The organism is Kitasatospora sp. NPDC004669 (genome assembly GCF_040609455.1).
In the GTDB taxonomy this organism is placed as follows: Bacteria; Actinomycetota; Actinomycetes; order Streptomycetales; family Streptomycetaceae; genus Kitasatospora.
In genome coordinates this window covers 92,035-118,025 of record NZ_JBEXKB010000005.1, presented here as the reverse complement: position 1 = coordinate 118,025, position 25,991 = coordinate 92,035, and the positions used below count along the sequence as shown (strand labels likewise).

Annotated in this window: 26 protein-coding genes and 1 pseudogene; 19 read left to right on the top strand and 8 right to left on the bottom strand. The window is 72.3% G+C overall.

Features of this window, described 5'->3' with window-relative positions; translation table 11 throughout:
* The first annotated feature begins 1 nt into the window (after position 1).
* Positions 2 to 799 (top strand): 3-oxoacyl-ACP reductase, encoded by a 798-nt coding sequence (locus tag ABZW30_RS06525; RefSeq protein ID WP_355669897.1) that lies wholly within the window; start codon positions 2 to 4, stop codon positions 797 to 799.
* A gap of 115 nt (positions 800 to 914) precedes the next feature.
* Entirely contained in the window at positions 915 to 2,051 is a 1,137-nt protein-coding gene (locus tag ABZW30_RS06520; RefSeq protein WP_355669896.1) for a DUF2510 domain-containing protein, read from the top strand.
* A 136-nt stretch (positions 2,052 to 2,187) separates the two neighbouring features.
* On the opposite strand, the gene ABZW30_RS06515 is transcribed toward ABZW30_RS06520, so the two are convergent.
* Entirely contained in the window at positions 2,188 to 3,108 is a 921-nt protein-coding gene (locus tag ABZW30_RS06515) for a lytic polysaccharide monooxygenase (RefSeq protein WP_355669895.1), read from the bottom strand.
* Between the two features lie 254 nt (positions 3,109 to 3,362).
* The gene (locus ABZW30_RS06510) at positions 3,363 to 4,580 is read right to left on the bottom strand and encodes an alanine racemase (protein ID WP_355669894.1); all 1,218 of its coding nucleotides are present in this window, start codon (positions 4,578 to 4,580) and stop codon (positions 3,363 to 3,365) included.
* Between the two features lie 91 nt (positions 4,581 to 4,671).
* On the opposite strand from ABZW30_RS06510, the gene ABZW30_RS06505 reads away from it, so the two are divergent.
* Entirely contained in the window at positions 4,672 to 5,445 is a 774-nt protein-coding gene (locus tag ABZW30_RS06505; RefSeq protein WP_355669893.1) for an SseB family protein, read from the top strand.
* Positions 5,446 to 5,513: 68 nt separating this feature from the next.
* Here the strand turns inward: ABZW30_RS06505 and ABZW30_RS06500 are convergent, their stop codons facing one another.
* Complete coding sequence (locus tag ABZW30_RS06500; protein ID WP_355669892.1) at positions 5,514 to 5,891, bottom strand: DUF1844 domain-containing protein; 378 nt, start codon at positions 5,889 to 5,891, stop codon at positions 5,514 to 5,516.
* A gap of 482 nt (positions 5,892 to 6,373) precedes the next feature.
* Here ABZW30_RS06500 and infC point away from each other — a divergent pair, with 482 nt between their 5' ends.
* From infC to ABZW30_RS06440, 12 genes and pseudogenes are all read left to right on the top strand, one after another.
* The gene (gene infC, locus ABZW30_RS06495) at positions 6,374 to 7,138 is read left to right on the top strand and encodes a translation initiation factor IF-3 (RefSeq protein ID WP_355669996.1); all 765 of its coding nucleotides are present in this window, start codon (positions 6,374 to 6,376) and stop codon (positions 7,136 to 7,138) included.
* Positions 7,139 to 7,278: 140 nt separating this feature from the next.
* On the top strand, positions 7,279 to 7,473 hold the full coding sequence (gene rpmI, locus ABZW30_RS06490) for a 50S ribosomal protein L35 (RefSeq protein WP_153460093.1): 195 nt from the start codon (positions 7,279 to 7,281) through the stop codon (positions 7,471 to 7,473).
* Positions 7,474 to 7,581: 108 nt separating this feature from the next.
* Positions 7,582 to 7,977 (top strand): 50S ribosomal protein L20, encoded by a 396-nt coding sequence (gene rplT / locus ABZW30_RS06485; RefSeq protein WP_355669891.1) that lies wholly within the window; start codon positions 7,582 to 7,584, stop codon positions 7,975 to 7,977.
* 110 nt (positions 7,978 to 8,087) lie between these two features.
* Positions 8,088 to 8,954 carry an RNA methyltransferase gene (locus ABZW30_RS06480; RefSeq protein ID WP_355669890.1) on the top strand — a complete coding sequence of 289 codons (867 nt, stop codon included), beginning with the start codon at positions 8,088 to 8,090 and terminating at the stop codon, positions 8,952 to 8,954.
* A 117-nt stretch (positions 8,955 to 9,071) separates the two neighbouring features.
* Positions 9,072 to 10,175, top strand: coding sequence for an ATP-binding protein (locus ABZW30_RS06475; protein WP_355669889.1), 1,104 nt, complete (start codon positions 9,072 to 9,074; stop codon positions 10,173 to 10,175).
* A gap of 228 nt (positions 10,176 to 10,403) precedes the next feature.
* Positions 10,404 to 11,525, top strand: coding sequence for a phenylalanine--tRNA ligase subunit alpha (pheS, locus tag ABZW30_RS06470; RefSeq protein WP_355669888.1), 1,122 nt, complete (start codon positions 10,404 to 10,406; stop codon positions 11,523 to 11,525).
* Positions 11,525 to 14,026: a phenylalanine--tRNA ligase subunit beta gene (gene pheT / locus ABZW30_RS06465; protein ID WP_355669887.1), complete on the top strand. Its 2,502-nt coding sequence runs from the start codon at positions 11,525 to 11,527 to the stop codon at positions 14,024 to 14,026. The genes pheS and pheT overlap by 1 nt, the downstream gene beginning before the upstream one ends.
* 116 nt (positions 14,027 to 14,142) lie before the next feature.
* Positions 14,143 to 14,580 carry a GntR family transcriptional regulator gene (locus ABZW30_RS06460; RefSeq protein WP_355669886.1) on the top strand — a complete coding sequence of 146 codons (438 nt, stop codon included), beginning with the start codon at positions 14,143 to 14,145 and terminating at the stop codon, positions 14,578 to 14,580.
* Positions 14,580 to 15,506: an ABC transporter ATP-binding protein gene (locus tag ABZW30_RS06455; protein WP_355669885.1), complete on the top strand. Its 927-nt coding sequence runs from the start codon at positions 14,580 to 14,582 to the stop codon at positions 15,504 to 15,506. Before ABZW30_RS06460 ends, ABZW30_RS06455 begins: the two co-directional genes overlap by 1 nt.
* Positions 15,503 to 16,468, top strand: coding sequence for a hypothetical protein (locus ABZW30_RS06450; protein ID WP_355669884.1), 966 nt, complete (start codon positions 15,503 to 15,505; stop codon positions 16,466 to 16,468). The genes ABZW30_RS06455 and ABZW30_RS06450 overlap by 4 nt, the downstream gene beginning before the upstream one ends.
* Positions 16,469 to 16,586: 118 nt before the next feature.
* Positions 16,587 to 16,901 (top strand): annotated as a pseudogene (locus ABZW30_RS06445) (chitosanase); the annotation flags it as partial.
* Positions 16,902 to 17,258: 357 nt separating this feature from the next.
* Positions 17,259 to 18,347 (top strand): substrate-binding domain-containing protein, encoded by a 1,089-nt coding sequence (locus tag ABZW30_RS06440; RefSeq protein WP_355669883.1) that lies wholly within the window; start codon positions 17,259 to 17,261, stop codon positions 18,345 to 18,347.
* 76 nt (positions 18,348 to 18,423) lie between these two features.
* Here ABZW30_RS06440 and ABZW30_RS06435 read toward each other — a convergent pair whose 3' ends face one another.
* The gene (locus ABZW30_RS06435) at positions 18,424 to 19,293 is read right to left on the bottom strand and encodes a 3-hydroxybutyryl-CoA dehydrogenase (RefSeq protein ID WP_355669882.1); all 870 of its coding nucleotides are present in this window, start codon (positions 19,291 to 19,293) and stop codon (positions 18,424 to 18,426) included.
* A gap of 309 nt (positions 19,294 to 19,602) precedes the next feature.
* On the opposite strand from ABZW30_RS06435, the gene ABZW30_RS06430 reads away from it, so the two are divergent.
* The gene (locus tag ABZW30_RS06430; protein WP_355669881.1) at positions 19,603 to 20,415 is read left to right on the top strand and encodes an SDR family oxidoreductase; all 813 of its coding nucleotides are present in this window, start codon (positions 19,603 to 19,605) and stop codon (positions 20,413 to 20,415) included.
* A gap of 50 nt (positions 20,416 to 20,465) precedes the next feature.
* Here ABZW30_RS06430 and ABZW30_RS06425 read toward each other — a convergent pair whose 3' ends face one another.
* Positions 20,466 to 21,374 (bottom strand): polysaccharide deacetylase family protein, encoded by a 909-nt coding sequence (locus ABZW30_RS06425; RefSeq protein WP_355669880.1) that lies wholly within the window; start codon positions 21,372 to 21,374, stop codon positions 20,466 to 20,468.
* Between the two features lie 206 nt (positions 21,375 to 21,580).
* Between ABZW30_RS06425 and ABZW30_RS06420 the strand changes: the two genes are divergently transcribed.
* Together ABZW30_RS06420 and ABZW30_RS06415 are read left to right on the top strand one after the other, a co-directional pair.
* Positions 21,581 to 22,462 carry an SAM-dependent methyltransferase gene (locus tag ABZW30_RS06420; protein ID WP_355669879.1) on the top strand — a complete coding sequence of 294 codons (882 nt, stop codon included), beginning with the start codon at positions 21,581 to 21,583 and terminating at the stop codon, positions 22,460 to 22,462.
* A 162-nt stretch (positions 22,463 to 22,624) separates the two neighbouring features.
* Positions 22,625 to 23,131, top strand: coding sequence for an FBP domain-containing protein (locus ABZW30_RS06415; protein ID WP_355669878.1), 507 nt, complete (start codon positions 22,625 to 22,627; stop codon positions 23,129 to 23,131).
* 5 nt (positions 23,132 to 23,136) lie between these two features.
* On the opposite strand, the gene ABZW30_RS06410 is transcribed toward ABZW30_RS06415, so the two are convergent.
* Both ABZW30_RS06410 and ABZW30_RS06405 read right to left on the bottom strand, forming a co-directional pair.
* Complete coding sequence (locus ABZW30_RS06410; RefSeq protein ID WP_355669877.1) at positions 23,137 to 23,511, bottom strand: RNA-binding S4 domain-containing protein; 375 nt, start codon at positions 23,509 to 23,511, stop codon at positions 23,137 to 23,139.
* Between the two features lie 42 nt (positions 23,512 to 23,553).
* Positions 23,554 to 23,958: a VOC family protein gene (locus tag ABZW30_RS06405; protein ID WP_355669876.1), complete on the bottom strand. Its 405-nt coding sequence runs from the start codon at positions 23,956 to 23,958 to the stop codon at positions 23,554 to 23,556.
* Positions 23,959 to 24,055: 97 nt separating this feature from the next.
* Between ABZW30_RS06405 and ABZW30_RS06400 the strand changes: the two genes are divergently transcribed.
* Positions 24,056 to 25,279, top strand: coding sequence for a methyltransferase (locus tag ABZW30_RS06400; protein ID WP_355669875.1), 1,224 nt, complete (start codon positions 24,056 to 24,058; stop codon positions 25,277 to 25,279).
* 10 nt (positions 25,280 to 25,289) lie between these two features.
* Here ABZW30_RS06400 and ABZW30_RS06395 read toward each other — a convergent pair whose 3' ends face one another.
* Positions 25,290 to 25,892 carry a hypothetical protein gene (locus ABZW30_RS06395; protein ID WP_355669874.1) on the bottom strand — a complete coding sequence of 201 codons (603 nt, stop codon included), beginning with the start codon at positions 25,890 to 25,892 and terminating at the stop codon, positions 25,290 to 25,292.
* Positions 25,893 to 25,991: the final 99 nt, after the last annotated feature.

The following is a 25,991-nucleotide window of genomic DNA, read 5'->3' as shown; positions in this document are numbered from 1 at the left end:
GATGACCGAGAAGCCCGGGAAGGACGAGACGGTCTGCCGCCGTCTGGTCGGCCGTACCGCCGTGGTCACCGGCGCGGGCAGCGGGATCGGCCTGGCCGCCGCCCGCCGGCTCGCCTCCGAGGGTGCCAAGGTGGTCTGCGCGGACCTGGACGAGGAGACCGGGCGGGCGGCCGCCAAGGAGGTCGGCGGGCTGTTCGTGCACACCGACGTCACCGACCCGTACATGGTCGAGGCGCTGTTCGACGAGGCGTACGAGACCTACGGCAGTGTGGACGTCGCGTTCAACAACGCGGGCATCTCGCCGCCGGAGGACGACTCCATCCTGACCACCGGCCTGGACGCCTGGCGCAAGGTCCAGGAGGTCAACCTGACCTCGGTCTACCTGTGCTGCAAGGCGGCGCTGCCGTACATGCGCCGGCACGGGCGGGGCTCGATCATCAACACCGCGAGCTTCGTGGCGCGGATGGGCGCGGCCACCTCGCAGATCTCCTACACCGCCTCCAAGGGCGGGGTACTGGCGATGTCCCGAGAGCTGGGCGTGCAGTTCGCCCGGGAGGGGATCCGGGTGAACGCGCTCTCGCCCGGGCCGGTGGACACTCCGCTGCTGCGCGAGCTGTTCGCCAAGGACCCGGAGCGGGCGGCCCGCCGGCTGGTGCACATCCCGCTCGGCCGCTTCGCCCGGGCCGAGGAGATCGCCGCCGCGGTGGCCTTCCTGGCCAGCGACGACTCCTCGTTCATCACCGCGAGCGAGTTCCTGGTGGACGGCGGCATCGCCGGGGCGTACGTCACCCCGCTGTAGGCTCTGGGCACGCCGGGCCGCGTCGTGGGCTTCTCACCGTAATCTCATCGAAAACCGCGGGAATTCGCGGCTGCGCTGATTTCGCGTTTATCCGGCTCCCTTTAGATTCTCTGTTGTGAGTGAGCAGATTCCCGCCGGGTGGTACCCGGACCCGAAGGACACCACCAGTGACCCGAGACCGCAGCGCTGGTGGGACGGCAGGGGCTGGACGGCCGACACCCGGCCCGCACCCTCGGACGCCCCGCAGCCGGAGGCCCCGGCCGCAGCGGCTCCGGGGCCGGGAACGGCGGAGCAGCCCACGGTGCTGGAGGGTGAGGTCCTGGAGAGCGGCCCGACGGTCCGCTACCCGGATCCGCCGCCCTTCGGCGCGGCCTACGGCTCCTTCGGCGAGCCCGCCAAGCCGCCGCGCAAGGCCTGGCGCAAGCCCTCCAGGCTCGTGGTGGCGACCGCCGTCGCCGCCCTGCTCGGCCTGGGTGCCGGCTCGGGGATCACCTACCTCGCGATGGACGGCCACGACAAGGACCACACCCAGCGCAGCGCCCGCCAGCTGCCGGTGCCGAACGACGACGGCGGGCCGCTCGGCGGCCTCCCGGGCCTCGGCGGCGGGAAGGGCGGTGGCGGGAACGGCAACGGTGGCGGGAACAGCGGCGGGAAGTCCAAGCCGGGCACCGGGAAGGCGATCGACCTGGTGAACAAGCTCACCCTGCCGGTCCCCTCCGGCTGGCAGGCCGACCAAACCCCGGACGGCTTCGCCGCGCTCACCGTCGGCTCGTACACATGCCCGGACGGCACCGACAACTGCACCCTCGGCGGGGCGACCACCGGCCGGATCGACGGCGGCGGCACCGACGCCCAGGCGGCGGCCAAGGCGGACATCGAGAAGGCCGCCAAGGAGTCCTACGGCGACCTCACCGGTCACCAGGAGCTCAAGTCCGAGGCCGTGAAGGTCAACGGGCAGGACGGCTACCTGGTCCGCTGGAAGGTGGACGCGGCCAAGGGCAACAACGGCTACGTGGAGACCGTGGTCTTCCCGTCCACCGACGGCAAGACGCTGGTCTCGGTGCACTTCGGCTTCGACATCGCCGACAAGGCGCCGGACGTCGCGGTGATGGACACCATCGTCAAGGGCATCGCCGACTACAAGGGCAAGATCCCGAGCATCCCCGGCCTCCCGGGGATGCCGGGCGGTGCCAGTGGCGGCGGCTCCGGCAGCTCGGGCGCCCCCGACGGCTCGGGGACCTCGACCACCTGAGCCCCCGCTCCTCACACCGCGACGGCCCACCCGGGAGGAATCCCTCCGGGTGGGCCGCCGTTTGAACTCGACTCCCCAGGGGAGCCGTGGAACCGGGACCGGACGGGGGTGGGCCGGCCCGGCCCCGCGTCCGGCGTCAGGAGTCGCGTCGAACAGCCTCGACGCGACGGCGCCGGAGCACCATGCCCGCCCAGCCCACGCCGATCGCGGCGGCGCCGGCCAGCAGCAGCGGACCGGTGGCCGAGGTGCCGGCCACGGCTGCGGAGGTGGTGGGGATCGGCTGGCCGGCCGGGGCGTTGGGGTCCCCGCCGTGGCCGTGGTGGGCGACCGTGGACTTCGGCGCGTCGGCGGCGATCTGCGCGTCGCTGGGCGCGGCCGGGGCGGCGAACGAGGAGACGGCCGGGGCGCCGGCGGTGGTCGGCGTGCCGAAGTCGACGTCGGAGCAGCTGTAGAACGCCTCCGGGCTGTCGCTGCGCTGCCAGATCATGTAGAGCAGCTGGCGGCCGGTGCGCTGCGGCAGGGTGCCCGAGTAGGTGTAGTACCCGTTGACGGCGGTGCGGTCGACCCGCACCTGGGCCACCGGGGTCGGGTCGAGGTCCGACCACTTCAGCGGCTTGGTCGGGTCGTAGCTCTGCTTGGTGAGGTAGACGGTCTGGGTGCCGACGTGCGGCGCGGTGGTGCGGAACTGGAAGGTGAAGTCGCCCGCGCTGACCGGGGTGGCCGGCCAGTCGGTGCGCGGCCAGTCCAGCGCCGCGTACTTGTCGCGGCCGGCCGAGCAGAGCCGGCCGTCCGGGATCAGCGCCTGGTGGTTCCCGGCGGCGTCGGCGATGTTGACCTCGTTCCAGTCGTACAGCGGCTGGGTGCCGCTCGCGGCGACGAGGTCCTTGCAGACCTGCGACACCGGGTGCTCCGGGCCCTCGGCGTAGCAGGCGGCGACCCGGCTGACGGGGTTGGTCATCGTGCCGTGGGCGTCGGCGGTACCGGCGGTGGCCGCGGCCACCGCGAGCACCGCGGCGCCGACCACGCCGACGGACAGGGCACTTCGCTTGATGGACATGGGGTGGGACTCCTTGACCGTCGTTCCGGGCGGGTGTGGGGGAGAACGGGCACGTCTGCCCGCTCGGGGGCCGCTCGGCCCGGATCGCGGTCCCCGGCCAGAGCGTAGGATTGGTCTGGACCAGATGGCAATAGCCGTGCGTACCACTCCTGTTGACGGACTGTAGGCTCCGGAGCAGCGCAAAGGCCCGACGGGACGCCCGGGTTAGATGTTCCATCGGGCCCGCTTAAGGCTGCCGAAAGGGTGACCTGCGGTCAGAGGAAGGTCTTCCCCTCGCCCCGGTAGGTCGGTACGGTCCGCACGATCCGGTCGCCCTCGATCAGGTGCAACTCCGCGAAGCGCTCACACAGTTCGCCCGCCTTGGCGTGCCGGAACCAGACCCGGTCGCCGATCAGCAGGTCGTCGGCGGCCGAGCCGAGCAGCGGGGTCTGCACCTCGCCCGCACCCTCCATCGGGTCGTAGCGCAGCCCCGGCGGCAGGTACGGCACCGGCGAGCGGTCCGGCCCGGCCGCGCCGGAGGCCGGGTAGCCGCCGCCGAGCACCGTCACCACCCCGACCCCGGGGCGGCGCACCACCGGCTGGCCGAACAGCGCGGCCGGACGGCCCCGGAACACCCGGTAGTTGTCGAACAGTTGCGGCTGGTACAGCCCGGAGCCGGCCGCCACCTCGGTGACGGCCCGCTCGGCCGCCGTGGACTCCACGCTGCCGGTGCCGCCGCCGTTGACGAACTCCAGCTCCGCCGCCTGCCGCAGCCGCCGGACCACCGCCGCGCGCCGCTCGACCAGTTCGGCCCGCGCCCGGCCCTGCATCAGCCGGATCAGTCGCGAGCGCACCGGCCGTCCCGGCACCAGGTCGCCCACCCCGGCGATGTGCCCCTCGTACGCCATCAGGCCGACCACCCGGAAACCCGGGCGGCGCTGGACGAGTTCGGCGAAGGCGACCAACTGCTCCGGGGTGCGCAGCGGCGAGCGCCGGGCGCCCACCCGGACCCGCCCGCCGAGCAGGTGCAGCGCGGTGTCCAGCTCCAGGCAGACCCGCACCTCGGCGTCGCCGGAGCGGGCCTTGTCGATCAGGTCCAGCTGGGCCGGGTCGTCCAGGACGACGGTGATCTCGCGGGCCGGCCCGGGATCGGCGGTCAGCTCGGCGTAGCCGACCCGGTCGGTGGAGGGGTAGGCGAGCAGGATGTCGCGCACGCCGGTACGGGCCAGCCAGAGCGACTCCTCCAGGGTGAAGCTCATCACCCCGAGGAAGCCGTCCACGGCCAGCGCCCGCTCCAGCAGCGCCCGGCAGCGCAGCGACTTGCTGGCCACCCGGATCGGCTTCCCGCCGGCCCGGCGCACCAGGTCGGCGGCGTTGGCGTCGAAGGCGGCGAGGTCCACGACGGCCACCGGCCCGTCCAGGTGGGCGGTGGCCCGGTCGTACCGGTGGCGGTCGGAGAGCGGGGCGGGCGCGGGAGCGTCGAGCATCACCATGCGCGCAGGGTGCCACAGCGCCCTACCGGTGGGTAGAGGGCGTGTGCGGGGAAATACGGGCAGTGGCTCGCGGTGGCATAGGGTCGGCCGGGTGGACCGCAAAGACTTCTCCAACCCGGCGTTCGTCGGCAAGAGCATCCCGAATCCCGGCTTCTCCGACGACGACGGCACGGCGGACCCGGCGCTGGCCGCGGCCCTCGCCCGCTGGTCGCAGGACCGTACGGCCGAGCCCGAGGTGCTGGCGGCGCTGACCCCGACCCGGCTGATGGTCCCGATCGTCGCCATCCTCGGCGAGGTCGAGGTGGACGAGCACGGACACCAGCACGACAAGACCAGTGACATGGCCGTCCCGGTGCTGGAGGCCCCGGACGGGCGCCGTGCGCTGCCGGCCTTCACGTCACTGGAGACGCTCACCCGCTGGCGGGCCGACGCCCGCCCGGCGCCGACGGCGGCCCCCCAGGCCGCGATGGTGGCCTTCTCCGAGCGTGCCGACACCCTGCTGATCGACCCGGCCGGGCCGGTGCCCTTCCTGCTGACCGGCGCCCGGCTGCGGGCGCTGGCGGAGAACCGCCCGTACCTGCCGCCGGTGACGGACCCGGAGGTGCGCGAGGCGGTCCGGGCGCTGCTGGCGGCCGAGCCGCAGGTGGTCAGCGGGCTGCTGGCGCCCTCGGAGGACTCGGACGGGGTGCTCGCGGTGGTCTTCGACCCGGCGCTGGACCAGCCGGGGCTGCAGGCGGCCGCGCAGCGGGTCGGCCGGGCGGTGGCCGGGGACCCCGTGCTGCGGGTGCGGCTGGACCGGGGGCTGGACCTCGCGGTGCTCCCGGTGAGCGCGCAGCTGCCGGGGGAGGCGCTGTACCAGCGGTAGAACCGACTGTGGCCTCCCGCGCACCCCCGAAATTTCGGGGGTGCGCGGGAGGCCACGGGTGATTCCGGTCAGGAGTAGACCGGCCCGGTGAACTTCTCGCCCGGCCCGGTGCCCGGCGCGTCCGGGACGATGGACGCCTCACGGAAGGCCAGCTGCAGCGAGCGCAGGCCGTCCCGCAGCGGGGCCGCGTGGAAGTTGCTGATCTCCGGGGCGCCGGCGGTGACCAGCCCGGCGAGCGCGGTGATCAGCTTGCGGGCCTCGTCCAGGTCCTTGTCCTTCTCGCCGCCCTCGGCGAGACCGCACTTGACCGCGGCCGCGCTCATCAGGTGCACCGCGACGGTGGTGATCACCTCGACGGCGGGCACCTCGGCGATGTCGCGGGTGAGGTCGTCGAAGCCGATCGCGTCGTCGTCCGCGCCGGGGTTCTGGGTGGGCTCGCTGCTCAAGGGGGGCTCGTTCCGTCGTGCGGTGGTGGGTACACGTGGAGCGTACAAGGGCCCTGTAACGCGCCGAAAAGGGCAGTGCGCCGGGGCGGGAATGGCTTTCGACCCCCCGGCGCTGTATGCTTCGAGACTGACCGGCCGGGATCCCGCATGGGCGCCTGGCCAGCAAGTGGAGGCTCCACTGCAAGGAGGCCCGAGAGGGCAACCGCGAAAGTCTCCCACCTGATCGGCCTCGCGGTCGACGGGTCCCGGTCCGCGACGGGCGCCACGGCGCCGAGTCGCCGCAGCGCCCCTCACCGGGTGCCGCCCCCGGTTGTGTGGAGCCCCGCTTGTACCGAGCGGGGCTTTTTTCGTGTCGCGGTGCACACGGTGCCGAGAGGTGCCGGGCAGCGCAGCTCGAATGAAGCCCCGCCCAGTGGTCGAGTCCACTACGTGCGACCGCCGTCCGACGGCCGCATCGCAGAAGGTGCAACCGAGGAGGCCCCATCAGCACCGAGCCCCGCATCAACGACCGGATTCGCGTCCCGGAGGTGCGACTCGTCGGTCCCAGCGGCGAGCAGGTCGGCATCGTGCCGCTTGCCAAGGCGCTGGAGCTCGCGCAGGAGTACGACCTCGACCTGGTCGAGGTCGCGGCGACCGCCCGGCCGCCGGTGTGCAAGCTCATGGACTACGGCAAGTTCAAGTACGAGTCGGCCATGAAGGCCCGTGAGGCGCGCAAGAACCAGGCGCACACGGTCATCAAGGAGATGAAGCTCCGGCCGAAGATCGACCCGCACGACTATGACACCAAGAAGGGTCACGTCGTCCGGTTCCTCAATCAGGGCGACAAGGTCAAGATCACGATCATGTTCCGCGGTCGTGAGCAGTCCCGCCCCGAGCTGGGCTTCCGTCTGCTGCAGCGGCTCGCCGACGACGTCCAGGAGCTGGGCTTCGTCGAGTCCTCGCCGAAGCAGGACGGCCGGAACATGATCATGGTTCTTGGCCCGCACAAGAAGAAGACCGAGGCGATGGCCGAGGCCCGCGCCCTCGCGGACGCCCGCAAGGCCGAGCGGCTGGGCCGGACCCCCGGCTCCGACGCCGCCCCCGCGGACGACGACGTCGAGACCGACGTCGAGACCGACGTCGAGACCGACGTCGAGACCGACGTCGAGACCGACGTCGTGACCGAGGCGCAGGACGCCCCGGCCGAGGCGGAGGCCCCCGAGGCCGACGCTCCGGTCGAGCAGCCGGCCGCTCCCCAGGGCGCCTGAGCCGCAAGGCTCACGGCAGTCCGGGGTCGGCCCCCAGGGTGACAGGGCGTCCCGCCCGGTCACCGCAGATCCATCCAGTTCACGCCCGCGCGGCGCAGGTCGCGCGGGCGCGGACGGGACTGACGAGGAGATACGGCGAAATGCCGAAGCAGAAGACGCACAGTGGCGCCAGCAAGCGCTTCAAGATCAGTGGCTCTGGCAAGGTGCTGCGCGAGCGCGCCGGCCGCCGCCACCTCCTGGAGCACAAGCCCTCGACGCTGACCCGCAAGCTGGCCGGGACGATCGAGATGGCCCCCGCTGACGCCAAGAAGATCAAGAAGCTTCTCGGCAAGTGATCGCCTTCCCGCCCGGTGTGAGCCGGTGCGGGGCAGCTGATCCTTCCCGACCCATTCGAATGACGGACCACGTGAAGTAGTCCGTGGTCCAACCCAAGGAGTAATCAAGTGGCACGCGTCAAGCGGGCAGTCAACGCCCACAAGAAGCGCCGGGTCATCCTGGAGCGCGCCAGCGGCTACCGTGGCCAGCGTTCGCGCCTGTACCGCAAGGCCAAGGAGCAGGTCACCCACTCGCTGGTCTACAACTTCAACGACCGCAAGAAGCGCAAGGGCGACTTCCGTCAGCTGTGGATCCAGCGCATCAACGCTGCGGCCCGTGCCAACGGCATCACCTACAACCGCTTCGTGCAGGGCCTGAAGGCCGCCAGCGTCGAGATCGACCGCAAGATGCTGGCCGACCTGGCCGTCAACGACCCGGGTGCGTTCGCCTCCCTGGTCGAGGTCGCCCGTAAGGCGCTGCCGGCCGACGTGAACGCCCCGAAGGCCGCCGCGGACGCCGCCTGATCTTCCGAGATCGGTTGAGCTCTGACCGGACCCGCAGGCTCTCCTGCGGGTCCGGTTCTGCTTTCCGCTCCTCAGCACCTCCAGCGTCAGCGCCTCCAGAGAACGAGACCATGCCGAGCACCGACACCCCCCTGCTCACCTCCCTGCGCTCGCCGCGCGTCGTCGCCGCCCGCCGGCTGGCCAAGCGGAACCAGCGCACCAAGGAGCGCCGCTTCCTGGCCGAGGGCCCGCAGGCCGTCCGGGAGGCCGTCGCCTTCGGCAAGCTGCCGGGGACGGCCGAGCACGCGGTGGTCGAGGTGTACGTGGGCCTGGAGGCCGCCGAGCGGCACGCGGACATCGTCGAGGCCGCCCTGAACGAGGGGCTGCCGGTGCTGACCGCCACCGACGAGGTGATCGCCGGGATCTGCGACACGGTGACCCCGCAGGGCATCGTGGCACTCTGCCGCTTCATCGACACCCCGTTCGCCGAGGTGCTCAAGGCCCGGCCCAAGCTGGTGGCGATCCTCGCCCACGTGCGCGACCCGGGGAACGCCGGCACCGTGCTGCGCACCGCCGACGCGGCCGGCGCGGACGCCGTGGTGCTCACCGACGCCTCGGTGGACCTCTACAACCCGAAGGCCGTCCGGGCCTCCGTCGGCAGCCTGTTCCACCTGCCGGTGGCGGTCGGCGTGCCGGTCGAGGAGGCGGTCGGGAAGCTGCGCGAGGCCGGCATCCGGGTGCTCGCCGCGGACGGCGCGGGGTCGCGTGACCTGGACCAGGAGCTCGACGAGGGCACCCTGGGCGCGCCCGGCGCGTGGGTGTTCGGCAACGAGGCGTGGGGGCTCCCGGAGGAGACCCGGGCGCTCACCGACGAGGTCGTGCGCGTCCCGATCCACGGGCACGCCGAGAGCCTCAACCTGGCCACCGCGGCTGCCGTGTGCCTGTACGCCTCGGCGCGGGCGCAGCGTTCGCCCGGCGGCTGCCGCTCGAACGGCTGACACGCCCCGGGGCGCGCCCGGATCGCCACGCTGCAAGCCCTACTGTCGGGGCCTGCGAGGCGCTAGGGTCTGCCTCGGTGGGGGGAACGGCACGGTGGGTAATCGGGGAGGCAACCCATGGTCGGCAGCGGGCCCGAGCTCGACCCGGACGACCTGCCGGACGGCCTGGTGGTCGCCGACGCGCTGGGCCGGGTGGTCTGCTTCAACCGGGCCGCGGCCCGGCTCACCGGCGTGCTCCCGGAGGCCGCGCTCGGCAGCGCGCTGGAGGACGTCCTCCCGCTGGAGGACCTGGACGGCCGCCGCTGGTGGCAGCTGACCGACCCGTACGGCGGCCTGGCCATCCGCACCCGCCAGCCCGAGCGCAACCTGCTGCTGCCCGGCGGCCGCGAGGTGCTGGTCTCCGCCCGGTACGTCCGGACCGGGCCCGGCGGGCCGCTGGAGCGCCTGGTGATCGCCCTGCGCGGCACCGAGGCCCGGCGCCGCACCGAGCGCAGCCACGCCGAGCTGATCGCCACCGTCGCGCACGAGCTGCGCTCCCCGCTGACCAGCGTCAAGGGCTTCACGGCCACGCTGCTGGCCAAGTGGGAGCGGTTCACCGACGGGCAGAAGCGGCTGATGCTGGAGACCGTCGACGCCGACGCCGACCGGGTCACCCGGCTGATCGCCGAGCTGCTGGACATCTCCCGGATCGACGCCGGGCGGCTGGAGCTGCGCAAGCAGGTGGTCGACCTGGCGGCCGCGGTGCGCCGGCACGTCGAGCGCAAGGTCGCCACCGGCATCCCCGAGGAGCGCTTCGACATCCGGATCAGCGAGCCGCTGACCGTGCTGTGGGCCGACCCGGACAAGGTAGACCAGGTGCTGGCCAACCTGCTGGAAAACGCGGTGCGCCACGGCGAGGGAACTGTCACGATCGAGGTGGCACCGGCCAAGGAGGTCGTCGAGGCGCCCGTCTGGGAGCGCTCCGGCACTCCGCCCCGCATCGTGGAAGGCACCGCGGTCACCGTGAGCGATGAAGGAAGCGGCATCCCCGAGGAGTCGATGCCGCGCGTCTTCACCCGCTTCTGGCGGGGCTCCAAGCGCGGCGGCACCGGCCTCGGGCTCTATATCGTCAAGGGCATCGTGGAGGCCCACGGCGGCTCGATCCGGGTCGACCGCGCGCCCGGCGGCGGGGCCCGGTTCCGATTTATCCTGCCCGCCGGCATCCCTGACTTCATGCTCTGAGCAGCTCCTGAGGTCGGCCCCGGACGGGCTTGACGGCAGCCGCGCTACGCGCTGCGACTACACTCGACCTTTGGCGTTGTGGGACGCCCTGTGCGGCTGTGCCGCGGACACCCCTCTTCCCCGTCGTACGGAGAAACGGCTGCCCGTGCCCCGGCCACGCCGGGCGTAGCGCAAAGGCGAGCCACCCTTACCTGAGCACGGACGAGCAGGAGCACGGGAAAGATAGAGATGTCGGCACCCAACAAGTCGTACGACCCGGTCGAGGTCGAGGCCCTCAAGCCCGAGGTGGTGGAGCAGGCGCGGGACGAGGCGATCGCCGCATTCGTCGCCGCCGGCACCCTGGACGAGCTGAAGCAGGCCAAGGTCGCCCACACCGGCGACCGCTCCGCGCTCTCGCTCGCCAACCGCGAGATCGGCGCCCTTCCGCCGCACGCCAAGGCCGCCGCCGGCAAGCTGATCGGCCAGGCCCGCGGCGCGGTCAACCAGGCGCTCGCCAAGCGGCAGGCCGAGCTGGAGGCGGAGCGTGACGCCCGCGTGCTGGTCGAGGAGGCGGTGGACGTCACGCTGCCGTACGACCGCGCCCCGCGCGGCGCCCGGCACCCGCTGACCACGCTGGCCGAGCGCATCGAGGACACCTTCGTCGCGATGGGCTACCAGGTCGCCGAGGGCCCCGAGGTCGAGGCCGAGTGGCTCAACTTCGACGCCCTCAACCTGGGCCCGGACCACCCGGCCCGCTCGATGCAGGACACCTTCTTCGTCCAGGCCCCGGACGGCTCCGCCGACTCCGGCGTGGTGCTGCGCACCCAGACCTCCCCGGTCCAGGCCCGCACCATGCTCGACCGCGAGCCCCCCGTCTACGTGGTCTGCCCCGGCCGGGTCTACCGGACGGACGAGCTGGACGCCACCCACACCCCGGTGTTCCGCCAGGTCGAGGGCCTCGCCGTCGACGAGGGCATCACCTTCGCCGACCTCAAGGGCACCATCGAGGTGCTGGTCGAGAAGCTGATCGGCGGCGGCCTGGAACTGCGCTGGCGCCCCTCGTACTTCCCGTTCACCGAGCCGAGCGCCGAGATCGACCTGCAGTGCTTCGTGTGCCGTGGTGAGAGCGTCGGCAACCCGGACCGCCCGTGCCGCACCTGCTCCTCCGAGGGCTGGATCGAGCTCGGCGGTTGCGGCGTGGTCAACCCCCGGGTGCTGGTCGCCTGCGGCGTGGACCCGAACCGCTACAGCGGGTTCGCCTTCGGCCTGGGCCTGGAGCGGATCCTGATGAATCGTCACAACGTCGCCGACATGCGCGACATGGTCGAGGGTGACGTGCGCTTCACCCTCCCGTTCGGGATGGAGATCTGATGCGCGTCCCGCTTTCCTGGCTGCGCGAGTACGTCGATCTGCCGGCCGGCGAGACCGGCCGTGACGTGGCCGAGCGCCTGGTCCGGGCCGGCCTGGAGGTCGAGACCGTCGAGCAGCTCGGCGCCGACCTCAAGGGCCCGCTGGTGGTCGGCGAGGTGCTCTCCATCGAGGAGCTGTCCGGCTTCAAGAAGCCGATCCGGCACTGCTTCGTCAACGTCGGCGACGCCAACGGCACCGGCGAGCCGCAGGAGATCGTCTGCGGCGCGACCAACTTCGCCGTCGGCGACAAGGTCGTGGTCGTGCTCCCGGGCGCCGTCCTGCCCGGCCCGTTCCCGATCGCGGCCCGCAAGACCTACGGCCACACCTCGGCCGGCATGATCTGCTCCGCCCGTGAGCTGGGCATGGGCGACGACCACAACGGCATCATCGTGCTCCCGCCCGAGTACGAGCCCGGCACCGACGCCGTCGAGCTGCTCCAGCTGGTCGACGAGGTGCTCGACATCGCCGTCACCCCGGACCGCGGCTACTGCCTGTCCATGCGCGGCGTGGCCCGCGAGGCCGCCGCCGCGTACGGGCTGCCGCTGGCCGACCCGGCGCTGCTCGACGTGCCGCCGGCCAACTCCTTCGGCTACCTGGTCAAGGTCAACGACCCGGCCGGCTGCGACCGCTTCGTGGCCCGTACGGTCGTCGGCGTCGACCCGAACGCCAAGTCCCCGATCTGGCTGCAGCGCCGCCTGCAGAAGGCGGGCATCCGCCCGATCTCGCTGACCGTCGACATCACCAACTACGTGATGCTGGAGGTCGGCCAGCCGCTGCACGCCTACGACAAGCAGCGCGTCGACGGCCCGATCACGGTCCGCCGGGCGGAGCAGGGCGAGACCCTCACCACCCTCGACGGTGTCGAGCGCAAGCTCGTCGCCGAGGACCTGCTGATCTGCGACAACAGCGGCCCGATCGGCCTGGCCGGGGTCATGGGCGGCGCCTCCACCGAGATCCTCGACCCGGCCGCCGGCCCGGGCACCACCGAGGTGATCATCGAGGCGGCGCACTTCGACCCGGTGTCGATCGCCCGCACCGCCAAGCGGCACAAGCTGCCCTCCGAGGCGTCCAAGCGCTTCGAGCGCGGCGTCGACCCGGAGGCCGCCCGCGCCGCCGCGCAGCGCGCCGTCGACCTGCTGGTGCTGATCGCCGGCGGCACCGCGGAGGCCGGGGTCACCGACATCGCGGCCCCGCACCCGGTGCGCACCATCACCATCGCCGCCGACCTGCCCGACCGGGTGGCCGGCACCGAGTACGGCCGCGAGACCGTCACCCGGCGCCTGCAGGAGATCGGCTGCTCGGTCGCGGGCGCCGACGTCCTGGAGGTCACCCCGCCGACCTGGCGGCCCGACCTCACCGACCCGTACGACCTCGCCGAGGAGGTCATCCGGCTGGAGGGCTACGACAACGTCCCCGCCCGGATGCCCAACGTGCCGCCGGGCAAGGGCCTGACCGAGGCCCAGCGCATCCACCGCCGGATCGGCGTGGTGCTGGCCGGGGCCGGCTACGTCGAGGTCAACAACTACCCGTTCCTCGGCGAGGCCGCCTTCGATGCGCTCGGCCTGGAGCCGGACGACCGCCGCCGCCGTACGGTCAAGCTGGTCAACCCGCTCAACGACGAGGAACCGTCGCTGCGCACCACGCTGCTGCCGGGCCTGCTCGGCTCGCTGCGCCGCAACATCGGCCGGGGCAACACCGACCTGGCGATCTTCGAGACCGGCACCGTGTTCCGGCCCAAGGACGAGCTGACCGTGGCCCCGCGCCCGGCCGTCGACCACCGGCCGAGCGACGCGGAGCTGGCCGCGCTGGACGCCGCGCTGCCGGACCAGCCGCGCCGGGTCGCCGTCGCCCTCGCGGGCGAGCGGCTGCCCTCCGGCTGGTGGGGCACGGGCGCCCAGGCCTCCTGGGCGGACGCGATCGAGGCGGCCCGTACGGTGGCCCGTGCGGCCGGCGTCGAGCTGACCGTCCGCCAGGACCAGCACGCGCCCTGGCACCCGGGCCGCTGCGCCGCCCTGGTCGTCGCCGGCACCGACCGGGTGGTCGGTCACGCGGGTGAGCTGCACCCGCGCGTGGTCAAGGCGCTCGGGCTGCCGGCCCGGTCCGCGGCCATGGAGCTCGACATCGACCTGCTGACGGCGGACGGCCCGGAGAAGGTCAACGGCCCGGCGGTCTCCGGTTTCCCGGTGGCCACCCAGGACGTCGCGCTGATCGTCGACACCGCCGTCCCGGCCGCCGAGGTCGAGGCCGCGCTGCGCGCGGGCGCGGGCGAACTGCTGGAGGCCATCCGGCTGTTCGACGTGTTCACCGGTGAGCAGGTGGGTGAGGGCAAGAAGTCGCTGGCGTACGCGCTGCGCTTCCGTGCCACCGACCGTACCCTGACCGCCGACGAGGCCACCGCCGCCCGTGAGGCCGCGGTCGCCGAGGCCGTCACCCGCACCGGCGCCGTCCTGCGCGGCGCCTGAGCGCGGACGCGCCGTAGGGCCTGAAGGGCCCCGCCCGGACCACCGTGGTCCGGGCGGGGCCCTTTGCCTTTTCTTGGGTTGACGGCCCGTCATCATCCCCACTTAACTCATTAACTATGGAACTAGATAAAGGTGCCGACCGGCCCTCCCCGATCGAGTTCCGCCTGGACCCGGCCTCCGGTGTCCCGACCTACCTGCAGCTCGTGCAGCAGGTCGAACAGGCGTTGCGGATGGGGTGGTTGGCCGAGGGGGACCGGTTGCCCCGGGTGCGCGAGGTGGTCGCCGGGCTGGCGATCAACCCCAACACCGTGCTCAAGGCCTACCGGGAACTGGAGCACCGCGGCCTGGCGGTCGGTCGGCGCGGCCAGGGGACCTTCGTGCGCGGGCTGCCCGCCGGGGTGGTGCCACTACGGGAACGGGCCGCGCTGCGGCGGGGGTTGCTGGACTGGATGCGCTCGGCGCGGACTGCCGGGCTGGATGAAGGGGGGATGGTCGCGGTGTTCGAGGACGCGCTGCGCGACCTGCGTGAGGGGCGCGACGGGGTGGTGGCGTGATGGCGACGGACACAGTGATCGACTGCGGCGGGATCGGCAAGCGCTACCGTCGCTCCTGGGCACTGCGGGACTGTCATCTCGCCGTCCCCGCCGGGCATGTGGTGGCGCTGGTCGGCCCGAACGGCGCCGGCAAGACCACGCTGCTCAGTCTGGCCGCCGGCCTGACCCTGCCCAGCGAGGGCGCGATGACCGTCCTCGGTGACCAACTGCCCGGCTCGCCGCGGGCCTTGGACCGGATCGGCTTCGTCGCCCAGAACGCCGCGCTCTACCCGGGGCTGCCCGTGCGCGACCTGCTCGCGATGGGCCGTCACCTCAACCGCCGTTGGGACGACGCCCGGGCGCGCACCCACCTGGAGGGCCTCGGCATCCCGCTGGAGCGCAAGTACGGCCGGCTCTCCGGCGGCCAGCAGGCCCAGGTCTCGCTCGCCCTGGCCCTCGCCAAGCGGCCCGAACTCCTGCTCCTGGACGAGCCGTTGGCCGCGCTCGACCCGCTCGCCCGGCACGACTTCATGTCCGTGCTGCTGACCGCGGTGGCCGAGGACGGCCTCTCGGTGATGTTCTCCTCGCACGCCGTCAACGAGCTGGAGCAGAGCTGCGACTACCTGGTGGTGCTGGCCGGCGGCCGGGTCCAGGTGACCGGGGAGGTGGACGACCTGCTGGGCGGCCACCGGATGCTCACCGGCCCGACCGCCGAGGCGGAGGCGGTCGCCGAGCGCCTGCCGGTGGTCCGCGACCGCAGGGCCGGCACCCAGTCCCACCTGCTGGTCCGCACCGGCGGCGTGGACGCCCCCGTGTCCGGCGAGTGGCGCCAACAGCGCATCGGCCTGGAGGAGTTGGTGCTCGCCTACCTGCGCGAGCCGACCGCCTCCGCCCTGCCCGGCCCGCGCGGGGCCGTCCGTACGAACGAGAAGGTACTGCTGCCGTGAGCTCCACCACCCTCGCCCCGCCGCGTTCCGCCGTGCTGCGGGCCGCCGGGCTGCGCCACCGGCCGGCGCTGCTGACCCTGCTCACGGTGATGGGCGCGGTCTCGCTCGCCCTGCTGCTGCACGGCTGGTACATGCACAACGGCCTGGACCGGACGGGCGCGGGCTCCTGCGATCCGGCCAGCGCCGCCTGCGCGGCCAAGTTCAAGCGGTACCTGCACCAGTACGCCGACAGCATGCCGATGCTCGGCAGCGTGTCCTACGTCCTCGGCGGCGTGTTCGGCGCGTTCCTCGGCGGCCCGCTGCTGGCGCGGGAGTTCGAGCACGGCACGGTGCGCTTCGCCTGGACCCAGGGGGCAGGGCGGACGCGCTGGACGGCGGGCGGCCTGGTGCTGGGCGGCGCGGTGCTGGCCGTGGTGGCAGCGCTGTTCGGGCTGGTGCTGCGCTGGTGGAGCGCGCCGCTGGAGCTCATGGGCGGACAGTTCCACCCGGACCTCTTCGTGCAGACGTCGCCGGTGCTGATCGGCCGGGTGCTGGTGGCCTTCGGGGGCGCGGCGCTGGCCGGCGCGGTGCTGCGCCGCACCGTGCTCGCGGTGGGCCTTGGTCTGGCGGCCTCGGTCGCCTTGCCGTTCCTCTCCGAGGCCGTGCGCTCGCACTACATGACTCCGCTGGAGGAGCCGGTGCACGCCATGACATCCCTGGCGGTGGACGACCGCTGGGTGTTGAGCGTCTGGTACTCGGACCCGGCCGGGAACCGGATCTCCGAGGGCGACTTCTATAACCTGGGCCGCAGCTACGACGACCTGCAGTCGCTGGTGCGCGACGGCGGTTACACCATGCACGAGGTGTACCAACCGGCGGACCGGTTCTGGCCGTTCCAGTGGATCGAGTTCGGCTGGACGACCCTGCTCGCCGTGGCGCTGTGCGCGGCGGCGGTCTGGTGGGTGCGGCGCCGGGCGGTCTGATCCGCGCCGTTCACATCGATTTGAAGTGAATCCGTCAAAACTCTTGCGGGGTCGGGGTGTCAGGACGTTTGCTTCTCGTTAGGAAGGTTTCCTAACTGACGAGGAAGCGGAGCATCCCATGCGCCCTCAGCCCCGTCGTGCCCTCCGCGTAGCCCTCGCCGCCGCCCTGGTGGCCGCGCCCCTCACGGTCGCGGCCGCCGCGGCCGTCCAGGCCGCGCCCGCCGCCGCGACGTCCGTCCGACTCGCGGGCGTCGGCCTGGACGACGCGCACAAGAAGGACATCGCGATGCAGCTGGTGTCCAGCGCGGAGAACTCGTCGCTGGACTGGAGGGCCCAGTACAAGTACATCGAGGACATCGGCGACGGCCGCGGCTACACCGCCGGCATCATCGGCTTCTGTTCCGGCACCGGGGACATGCTGGAGCTGGTGCAGCACTCTCCGGCACCAGCCGGGTCGACACCGAGCAGCTGGTCTTCCTGAACGCCAGGAACTTCGACCTCGACCCGCCGCTGAAGTGGAAGGTCTACGGCGACAGCTACGCCGTCAACGGCTGACGTCCCGGCCGGTGCGGTGGCGGGAGGCCGTTCTCCCTCGGTCTCCCGCCGCGCCGGTCTTCGATCACCCCCCCCCGCGAAAAGCCAAAGAGGATGTGAAAATCCTGTTCATCCCGTAACGAATCGAGCAGAGGGATAACGAAGGATCCCTCCCTTATTGACGCATTCGCCCGGTGGCGCTTGACTCCGTCCCCGGCCGCAGGTCCGCGGCGCAGCACAGGAGGCACCACCGATCATGAACAGACCCATGCGTCTCGCGGCCACCGGCACGGCCGCCGTGTCGCTCGCACTCACCCTGGCGGCCTGCGGTCAAACCGCAGCGCCCCAGAAGCCGGCGGCCGGTGGGGGCGACGAGGGCATCGGTCTGCTACTGCCGGAGAGCGCGTCCTCCACCCGCTACGACGCGTTCGACAAGCCGCTGATCCAGCAGACGGTGACCGGCCTCTGCACGAAGTGCACGATGAGCTACGCCAACGCGAACGGCGACGCGAACGCCCAGAAGAAGCAGTTCGACGACATGGTCGCCAAGGGCGTGAAGGTCATCCTGCTCGACCCGGTCGACGCCAAGCTCACCGCCCCGTGGGTCGACGCCGCCAATGCCAAGGGCGTGAAGGTCGTCGCCTACGACCGGCTGGCCCAGGGCAACGTCGCCGCGTACGTCTCCTTCGACAACCAGCACACCGGTGAGCTCCAGGGCCAGTCCCTGCTCGACGCGCTCGGCTCGAAGGCCTCCTCGGCCAACGTCGTGATGATCAACGGCGCCGAGTCCGACCCCAACGCGGCGCAGTTCAAGGCGGGCGCGCACCTGGCACTCGACGGCAAGGTCAAGATCGCGTACGAGCAGTCCGGCGAGTGGAAGCCGGAGGTGGCCACGGCGAAGATGAACGAGGCCATCCAGAGCCTCGGGAAGAACGGCATCCAGGGCGTCTACGCCGCGAACGACGGCATGGCCGCCGCCGTCATCGACGCCCTGAAGTCCGCGGGCATCAAGAACGTGCCGGTGGGCGGCCAGGACGCCTCCATCGACGCGATCCGCCGGGTGCTCACGGGCGAGCAGGCGTACACCATCTACAAGCCGTACAAGCCCGAGACGGACGCGGCGGGCAGCATCGCCGTCCAGCTGGCGGAGGGCCTGGACATCAGCACCACCGCGACCTCGGTCACCGACAGCGGCGCGCTGCACATCCCCTCGCTACTGCTCACCCCGATCGTGGTGACCAAGGCGAAGGTGGAGGCCACGGTCGTCGGCGGCGGGCTCTACAAGGCGTCCGACATCTGCACCCAGCCGTACGCGGAGGCCTGTGCCGAGGCCGGGGTCAAGTAGCCGGGGCCGTCAGGCACGTGAAAGGGCGCGCCCGCACCGGAGCCTCCGGTGCGGGCGCGCCCTTCCGTGTCGAGACTCAGGCGCTCGCGGTGTAGTCGTAGAAGCCGCGGCCGGACTTGCGGCCCAGCAGGCCCGCGTCGACCATCCGGGACAGCAGCGGGGGAGCGGCGTACAGCGGCTCCTTGTACTCGTCGTACATCGACTCGGCGATCGAGACGATGGTGTCCAGGCCGATCAGGTCGCACAGCCGCAGCGGGCCCATCGGATGGGCGCAGCCGGCCTCCATGCCCTTGTCGATGTCGGAGGCGGTGGCCACGCCCGACTCGAACATCCGCACCGCGGACAGCAGGTACGGCACCAGCAGCGCGTTGACCACGAAGCCGGCCCGGTCGCGGGCGCGGATCGGCTCCTTGTCGAGCACCTGGGAGGCGAAGGCCTCGACCCGCTCGGTGGTGGTCGCCGAGGTGGTCAGGGTCGGGATGACCTCGACCAGCTTCTGCACCGGTGCCGGGTTGAAGAAGTGCAGGCCGATGACCTGCTCCGGGCGGGAGGTGGCGGCGGCCAGCTTCACGATCGGGATCGAGGAGGTGTTGGAGGCCAGGATCGCGTCGCGGCGCTCGATCACCCGGTCCAGGGTCTCGAAGATCTTGACCTTGACGTCCTCGCGCTCGGCGACCGCCTCGACCACCAGGTCGCGGTCGGCGAAGTCGGCCAGGTCGACGGTGAAGGACAGCCGGGACAGCGCCTCGTCCCGCTGCTCGGCGGTCAGCTTGCCGCGCTTGACCGCCGTCTCCAGGGAGTTGGTCAGCCGGGTGCGGCCGAACTCCAGCGCCTCACCGCTGGCCTCCGACACCAGGACGTCCAGCCCGGCCCGGGCGAAGACCTCCGCGATGCCCGACCCCATCAGGCCGCAGCCCACTACTCCGACGCGCGCGATGTCACTCACTCAGTTGCCCTTCGGTGGTGCTGGGGGTCGCCCAGCGAACTGGTGGCCCAGCGAGCTGCTGGTCAACGGGTCGGTGGACCGGAATGGGTGCACCGGTCACCGCCCCGACGACGTTACTACTCCGTACCGGCCAGTAGGTCACCCCCTCCCCGGCGGAGTGCCAGCATTCACCGGTCCTCCGAACGAGTGAGGCCGCGTCGCCCGCGCGTGTGCCCGGCGTCCTCACCGCCCGGCGGCCGACAGAATGCCGCAGGTCCGACAAAACGCTGCGGACGGGGGCCGGGGACGGGAAGGGAGCACGCGGTGCCGATGGGATCACTCACAGGACAGGTCGCCCTGATCACCGGCGCCGGCCGGGGCATCGGCCGGGAGATCGCCATCGGTCTGGCTGCCGAGGGCATGGCCGTCGGCCTGCTCGGCCGTACCCACGACACGCTGACCGAGACCCTCAAGGAGTGCTTCAAACACGGGTCCCGGGGCGTCGCGGTCACCGCCGACGTATGCCGCTCCGGCTCGGTGCGCGAGGCCGTCCGGCTGGTCGAGCGCGACCTCGGCCCGATCGACCTGCTGGTCAACAACGCCGGGCAGGTCGACCGCGCCGAGGTGCCGATCTGGGAGACCGACCCCAACCAGTGGTGGCAGGTGATCGAGACCAACCTGCGGGGCCCCTACAACCTGCTGCGCTGCGTGCTGCCGGGCATGGTGGCCCGGCGCAGCGGCCGGGTGATCAACCTCAACTCCGGCTTCGCGCTGCGCCCGGACGGCAACTACACGGCGTACGCCACCTCCAAGGGCGCGCTGCTCCAGCTCTCCGACAACATGGCCGACTCGCTGGCCCGGCACGACATCGTCGTCCTGGACATCAGCCCCGGCGCGGTGGTCACCGACATGACCGCCGGGATGCCGATGTTCAAGGATGTGAAGGCCTGGGGCTCGATCCCGTACATGGTCGCGGTCATGGTGGACGCCGCCCGCGGCCGCTTCGACGGGCTGCACGGGCGGTTCATTCACGCCGGGCGGGACGACCTGGCGGAGCTGGTCGAGCGGGCCGAGGAGATCCGCGGGACGGACGCCCGGACGCTGCGGCTGCGCCCGTACAAGGACGACGACCCGATGGCCTGACCGACCCGATGGCCTGACCGACCCAGTGATCTGGCCGTCCGACCGAACGGCTACGCGCAGAGCTGGCTGGCGGTGACCGGCTTGAGCCCCGCCTTGGCCAGGCCGTCCAGGATCGCCGGCAGCGCGTCGATGGTGCACTGGTGGCCCATGTGCAGGGCCACCACCGAGCCGCCGCGCACCGTGTTCAGCACCCGGCGCTGCAACTCGGCGGCGGTCGGGTCGTTGTAGTCGCGCGGGTCCACGTCGAAGGACAGCACGTGCTCGTAGCCGACCGCCTTGGCCTGGTCGCGCACCATCTGGGTGGCGTACTGCGCGGCGGAGGGGCGGAACCATCGGCCGATCGAGCCGGTCAGCTTCTGCAGCCGGTCGGCGCACTGGGCGATCTCGGCGCGGGCCTGGTCCGGGGTCATCGCGGAGATGTTGAGGTGGTTCTGGGTGTGGTTGCCCAGCTCGTGCCCGCCGTCCAGGATCCGCCGGGCCATCTGCGGCTGCTGGTCCAGCCAGCTGCCGACCACCATCACGGTCAGCTTGGCGCCGCGCTGCTCGGCGGCCTCCAGCAGCGCGGTGGCGAGCTTGGGGTCGCCGCTGCCGTGGAAGGTGAGCGCCACGTTCTTGCCGGTGCGCGGCCCGTACACCACCTCGTACGGCGTGCCGGCCGCGAGCGGCGTCAGCGCGGGCGGGGTCGGCGGGGCGGAGGTCTGGGTGGCGGCCGGGGTCGGCTCGCCGGTGGGCTGCGGTGCGGCCGGGGTGGTCGGCGCGGGGGACTCCGGGCCCTCCCCGCCGTTCCAGGCGGGGTCGGTGGTGTGCTGGGGGTCGACGGCTCCGGGGTGGGCGGCGAGCGTCCCGGTGTCGGCCCGGCGGGGCGTACCGCTGCCGCAGCCGGTGAGGATTCCGCCGGCGGCGGTCAGGGCGGCCAGCTGGGCGGCGGTGCGCAGTACGGTGCGGCGGTCGGCAGTCATCGGCAGCCAGCATAGAGAGCACGGCCCCGCCGAGCGATCCGGCATGGGCGGTCACACGCGCTTTGACGTGCACACACTCCGTTCTACGGGTGTTGCGTAAACCTGAACTCCCGCTGTTTCCACGGCGTGTCGTTGGATACGATCACGGCGCACCGCGTGTTACGGGGCGGTAGGTTCATTCCGGCATTGCGCATTGGGGGCGGAAGATGATGCACGAGGACACCGCGGCCGTCGGCCAGGGCACCGGCTGGGAGTGGGCCAGAGCCGAGGACTGGCAGCCGCCGAGCGAACTCGACACCGGCATACCGCACACCGCGCGGATGTACGACTACTACCTGGGTGGCAAGGACAACTTCGAGGCGGACCGCAAGGCCGCCCAGGCCGCGATAGCCGCCTACCCGGCGCTGCCGCTGCTGGCCCGCACCAACCGGCAGTTCCTGGGTCGGGCCGTCGAGTTCGCGGCGGGTCGGGGGATCCGCCAGTTCATCGACATCGGCACCGGTATCCCGGCCGTCGGCTCCACCAACGAGGTCGCCCAGCGGGTCGCCCCGGACGCCCGGGTGGTGTACGTGGACAACGACCCGATCGTCGCCACCCACGCCCGCGCCCTGCTGGCCGGGCACCCGGCCGGGCACACCTCGGTCATCGAGGCGGACCTGCGCGACCCGGAGGCCATCCTGCGCCACCCCGCGCTGGCCGCCGCCGTCGACCTCTCCCAGCCGGTCGCGCTGATGCTGGTCGCCGTCCTGCACTTCATCCGCGACGAGGACGGCGCGCAGCGGATCGTGCGCACCCTGCGCGACGCGCTCGCGCCCGGCAGCGCGCTGATCCTCTCCCACGGCAGCCCCGACTTCGCCTCCCGGGAGAGCGCCGCCGAGGGCACCCGCATCTACAGGAGCGCCAGCGCCCCGCTCGTCCTGCGCCCGCGCGCCGACGTCGAACCCTTCTTCGGCGACTTCGAGTTCGCCGGCCCCGGCCTCGTCCAACTCCCGCTCTGGCGCCCCACCGCCGGCCACGTCCCCACCACCGACCTCCCCGAGGGCTGGCAGGACGTCTCCGCCTACGCGGGCGTCGCCTTCAAGCACTGACCCCGCACGAGAGCCCGGTCCCGGCACCTTCCTCCTGCGCCGGGACCGGCCGTCGAAGACCGTGGCGGGCCACTGACAACCCCTCACCGTGGTCGGCGGCTCCGTGCGTACCGGGGGAAAACGGTGCGACAGGGCGTGGCGCGCGGTGTTAGCTTCCGCGACATGGAACCCCTGAGCGACTCCGAGATCCGCGCGTCCTTCGTCAACTGCTCCAAGGGCGAGGCCCGTCGGCTCAACGTGCCCCGGGGGCTGGCCGAACTTCCGTGGGAGAGCCTGGACTTCCTCGGCTGGCGGGACCAGGGAGCGCCCGACCGGGCGTACCTGGTGGCGCCGTACGGCGGCGAGGCGATCGGGGTGACGCTGCGCTCGCCGATGGTCCGCCGCAGTCTGACCAAGACCAATGTGTGCTCGCTGTGCATCACTGCGCACGCCGGGTCGGGCGTCGCGCTGCTCGCGGCCCGTCGGGCCGGGGCGGCGGGGCGCGAGGGCAACACCGTGGGCACCTACATCTGCGCCGACCTGGCCTGCTCGCTCTACGTGCGCGGGCTGAAGAAGTCCACCCTGGTCACCCGGCCCGACGAGTCGCTGCCGTTGGAGGACCAGATCGCCCGTACGGTGCTCAACCTGGACGCCTTCGTGGCCCGGGTGCTCACCGACACGGTGGCGTAGGGCGACTACCGTCCGCGCAGCCCGTCCAGCTCGCGGCGCTCCCGCTTGGTCGGGCGGCCGGCGCCGCGGTCGCGCTCGAAGACCGGCGCGACGAACTCCCGCGGCGGCCGCGGCGGGCTGTTGTCGATCAGGCACTCCGCCGCGACCGAGGCGCCGACCCGCTTGTGGATCAGCTTCCGCACCACGACGACCCGCTCGTACCCCTCCTCGCGGACCCGCACCTCGTCCCCGGGCTTCAGGGGCTGGGCCGGCTTGGCCCGCTCGCCGTTCACCCGGACGTGTCCGGCCTTGCAGGCGGCGGCCGCCAGCGACCGGGTCTTGGCCAGCCGGACCGACCAGATCCAGGCGTCCACCCGCACGCTTCCCTCGTGTTCAGCCATCCCACGAGCCTACCCAAGGCCTACCCAAGGCCCATCTGGGCCCTAAGCGGCCGAAGGCGCCTCCTGGACGGCCCAGCCGTTGCCGTCCGGGTCGTTGAAGAACACGAAGTTGTTCCAGTCCTCACCATGCCCGTCCACCCGCGACCTCGCCACGAAGTGCTGGACCGGGCTGACCGCCACGCCGCGTGCCGCGAGTTCCGCGTGCGCCTTCTCGATGTCCGGCACCACCAGTTGGAGTCCCTTCACCGACCCGGGCGCCGAATCGATCACCCCGGTGCCCACCACGATCGAGCAGGACGATCCCGGCGGAGTCAGCTGGACCACCCGGACTCCGTCCCGCAGCCGGGTGTCGTGGTCGACCGTGAAGCCGGCCTGCTCCTCGTAGAAGAGCTTCGCGCGGTCCACATCCGCCACCGGGACCACCACGACTTCGAGCTTCCAGTCCATCGCCCTCACCCCTTTTGGTCGGGCTCTTCCAGTATCCGTCCCGCCGGATTCGTTCAGTACTTTTCCCCGTCGGGCCGTCCGATAGCCTGAGAGCACGATGAATCCGCAGACCACGCCCGCCGCGACCCCGCCGGCCGCCCCGCCGGCCGCCCCGTTGGCCACCCCGTGGGGCACCCTCGACCTCACCCGCTTCCCGGCGGACCCGCGCGAGCGGCTGCGGGCCTGGGACGCCGCCGACGAGTACCTGCTGCGCCACCTCGCCGGTGAGGCGGACAGTGCCGCCGGCGCCCCGACCGAGCTGTCCGGCCGCCGGATCGCCGTCCTCGGCGACCGCTGGGGCGCGCTGACCACCGCGCTGGCGCCGTACGAGCCGGTCCAGATCACCGACTCCCACCTCGGCCGGCAGGCCACCCGGGAGAACCTCGCCCGGGCCGGCGCCGTCGTCGACGAGGCCCGGCTGCTCACCACCCGGGACACCCCGCCGGAGCGGATCGACGTCCTGCTGGTGCGCGTCCCCAAGAGCCTGGCGCTGCTGGAGGACCAGCTGCACCGGCTCGCCCCGGCGATCCATCCGGGCACGGTCGTGGTCGGTACGGGCATGGTCACCGAGATCCACACCTCGACCCTGCAGCTCTTCGAGAAGGTCCTCGGTCCGACCCGCACCTCGCTCGCGGTCCGCAAGGCCCGGCTGATCTTCTGCACCCCCGACCCGGCGCTGAATCCCGGTCCCAGCCCGTGGCCGCACCGCTACGCGCTGCCGCCGGACATCGGCCCGGCCTCCGGCCGTACGGTGGTCAACCACGCCGGCACCTTCTGTGCCGAGCGGCTCGACATCGGCACCCGCTTCTTCCTGGCCCACCTGCCGACCCCGGCCCCCGGTGACCGGGTGGTCGACCTGGGCTGCGGCAACGGCGTGGTCGGTACGGCCGCCGCGCTGGCCGGGCCGGGCGCGGAGCTGGTGTTCGTGGACGAGTCCCACCAGGCGGTGGCCTCCGCCGAGGAGACCTTCCGTACGAACCTGGGCCCGGACGCCCCGGCGGAGTTCCTCACCGCCGACGCGCTCGCCTCGGACGTGTTCGCCCCCGGCTCGGTGGACCTGGTGCTCAACAATCCGCCGTTCCACTCCCACCAGGCCACCACGGACGCCACTGCCTGGCGGATGTTCAGCGGCTCCCGGCGGGCGCTGCGGCCCGGCGGCGAGCTCTGGGTGGTCGGCAACCGGCATCTCGGTTACCACGTCAAGCTGCGCAAGCTCTTCGGCAACTGCCAACTCGTCGCCGGGAACCCCAAGTTCGTGGTACTGCGGGCCGTGAAGCGCTGAACGGCGGCGGTCAGCAGCGCAGCCCGACGACGCCCCAGCCGCGGCGCTGTGCCTCGGTGACCACCCGGCCCCAGTCGGCGAGGAGTTCGGTCCACCTCTCGAAGTCGCCGACCTCGGTGCCCGGCTCCGCCGCGTGCCGGTCGAAGGGCTCGCGCAGCTCCGCCAGCCGGGGCGACACCCGCTGCCACCACCCGGCCACCACGGGTACGAGGTCCGGCGGCAGCCAGAGCAGCAGCGCCGCGTCCCAGGTGCAGGGCCGCTCCGGCAGCCCGGCGCCCTCCCCGGTGAGGTCTTCCAGGGCGTGCCAGAAGAGCACGTCGTTGAACCGGTCGAGCGGGTCGCGCAGCTCGGGTGGGATGAAACCGCGCAGGTGGTCCCAGCGGTGGCCGACCAGGAAGTGCGGTTTGAACGAGCCCATGCTGTGGCGGAAGGCGTACCGGCCGTACCAGTCCTCCCCGGGCCCGGTCGGCCAGTACCAGCCGTGTTCGCGGGGGTCGTCGGTATCGAACACCTCCCCGAAGGCGGCGTCGATCAGGAGGTCCTCCCGGTCGCCGGGCGCGGTCGCCTCCACCCGGGGCCAGTCCACGATCACTACTTCGATCCCCAAGCCCATCGCGCCAGCGTACGGCCTGTCCTAACTCGGCGGCCGACCCCGAGTCTTGCATGGATTTTCCCTCCCGCGTATATTCATGCCACGACTAAGGAGGAACGC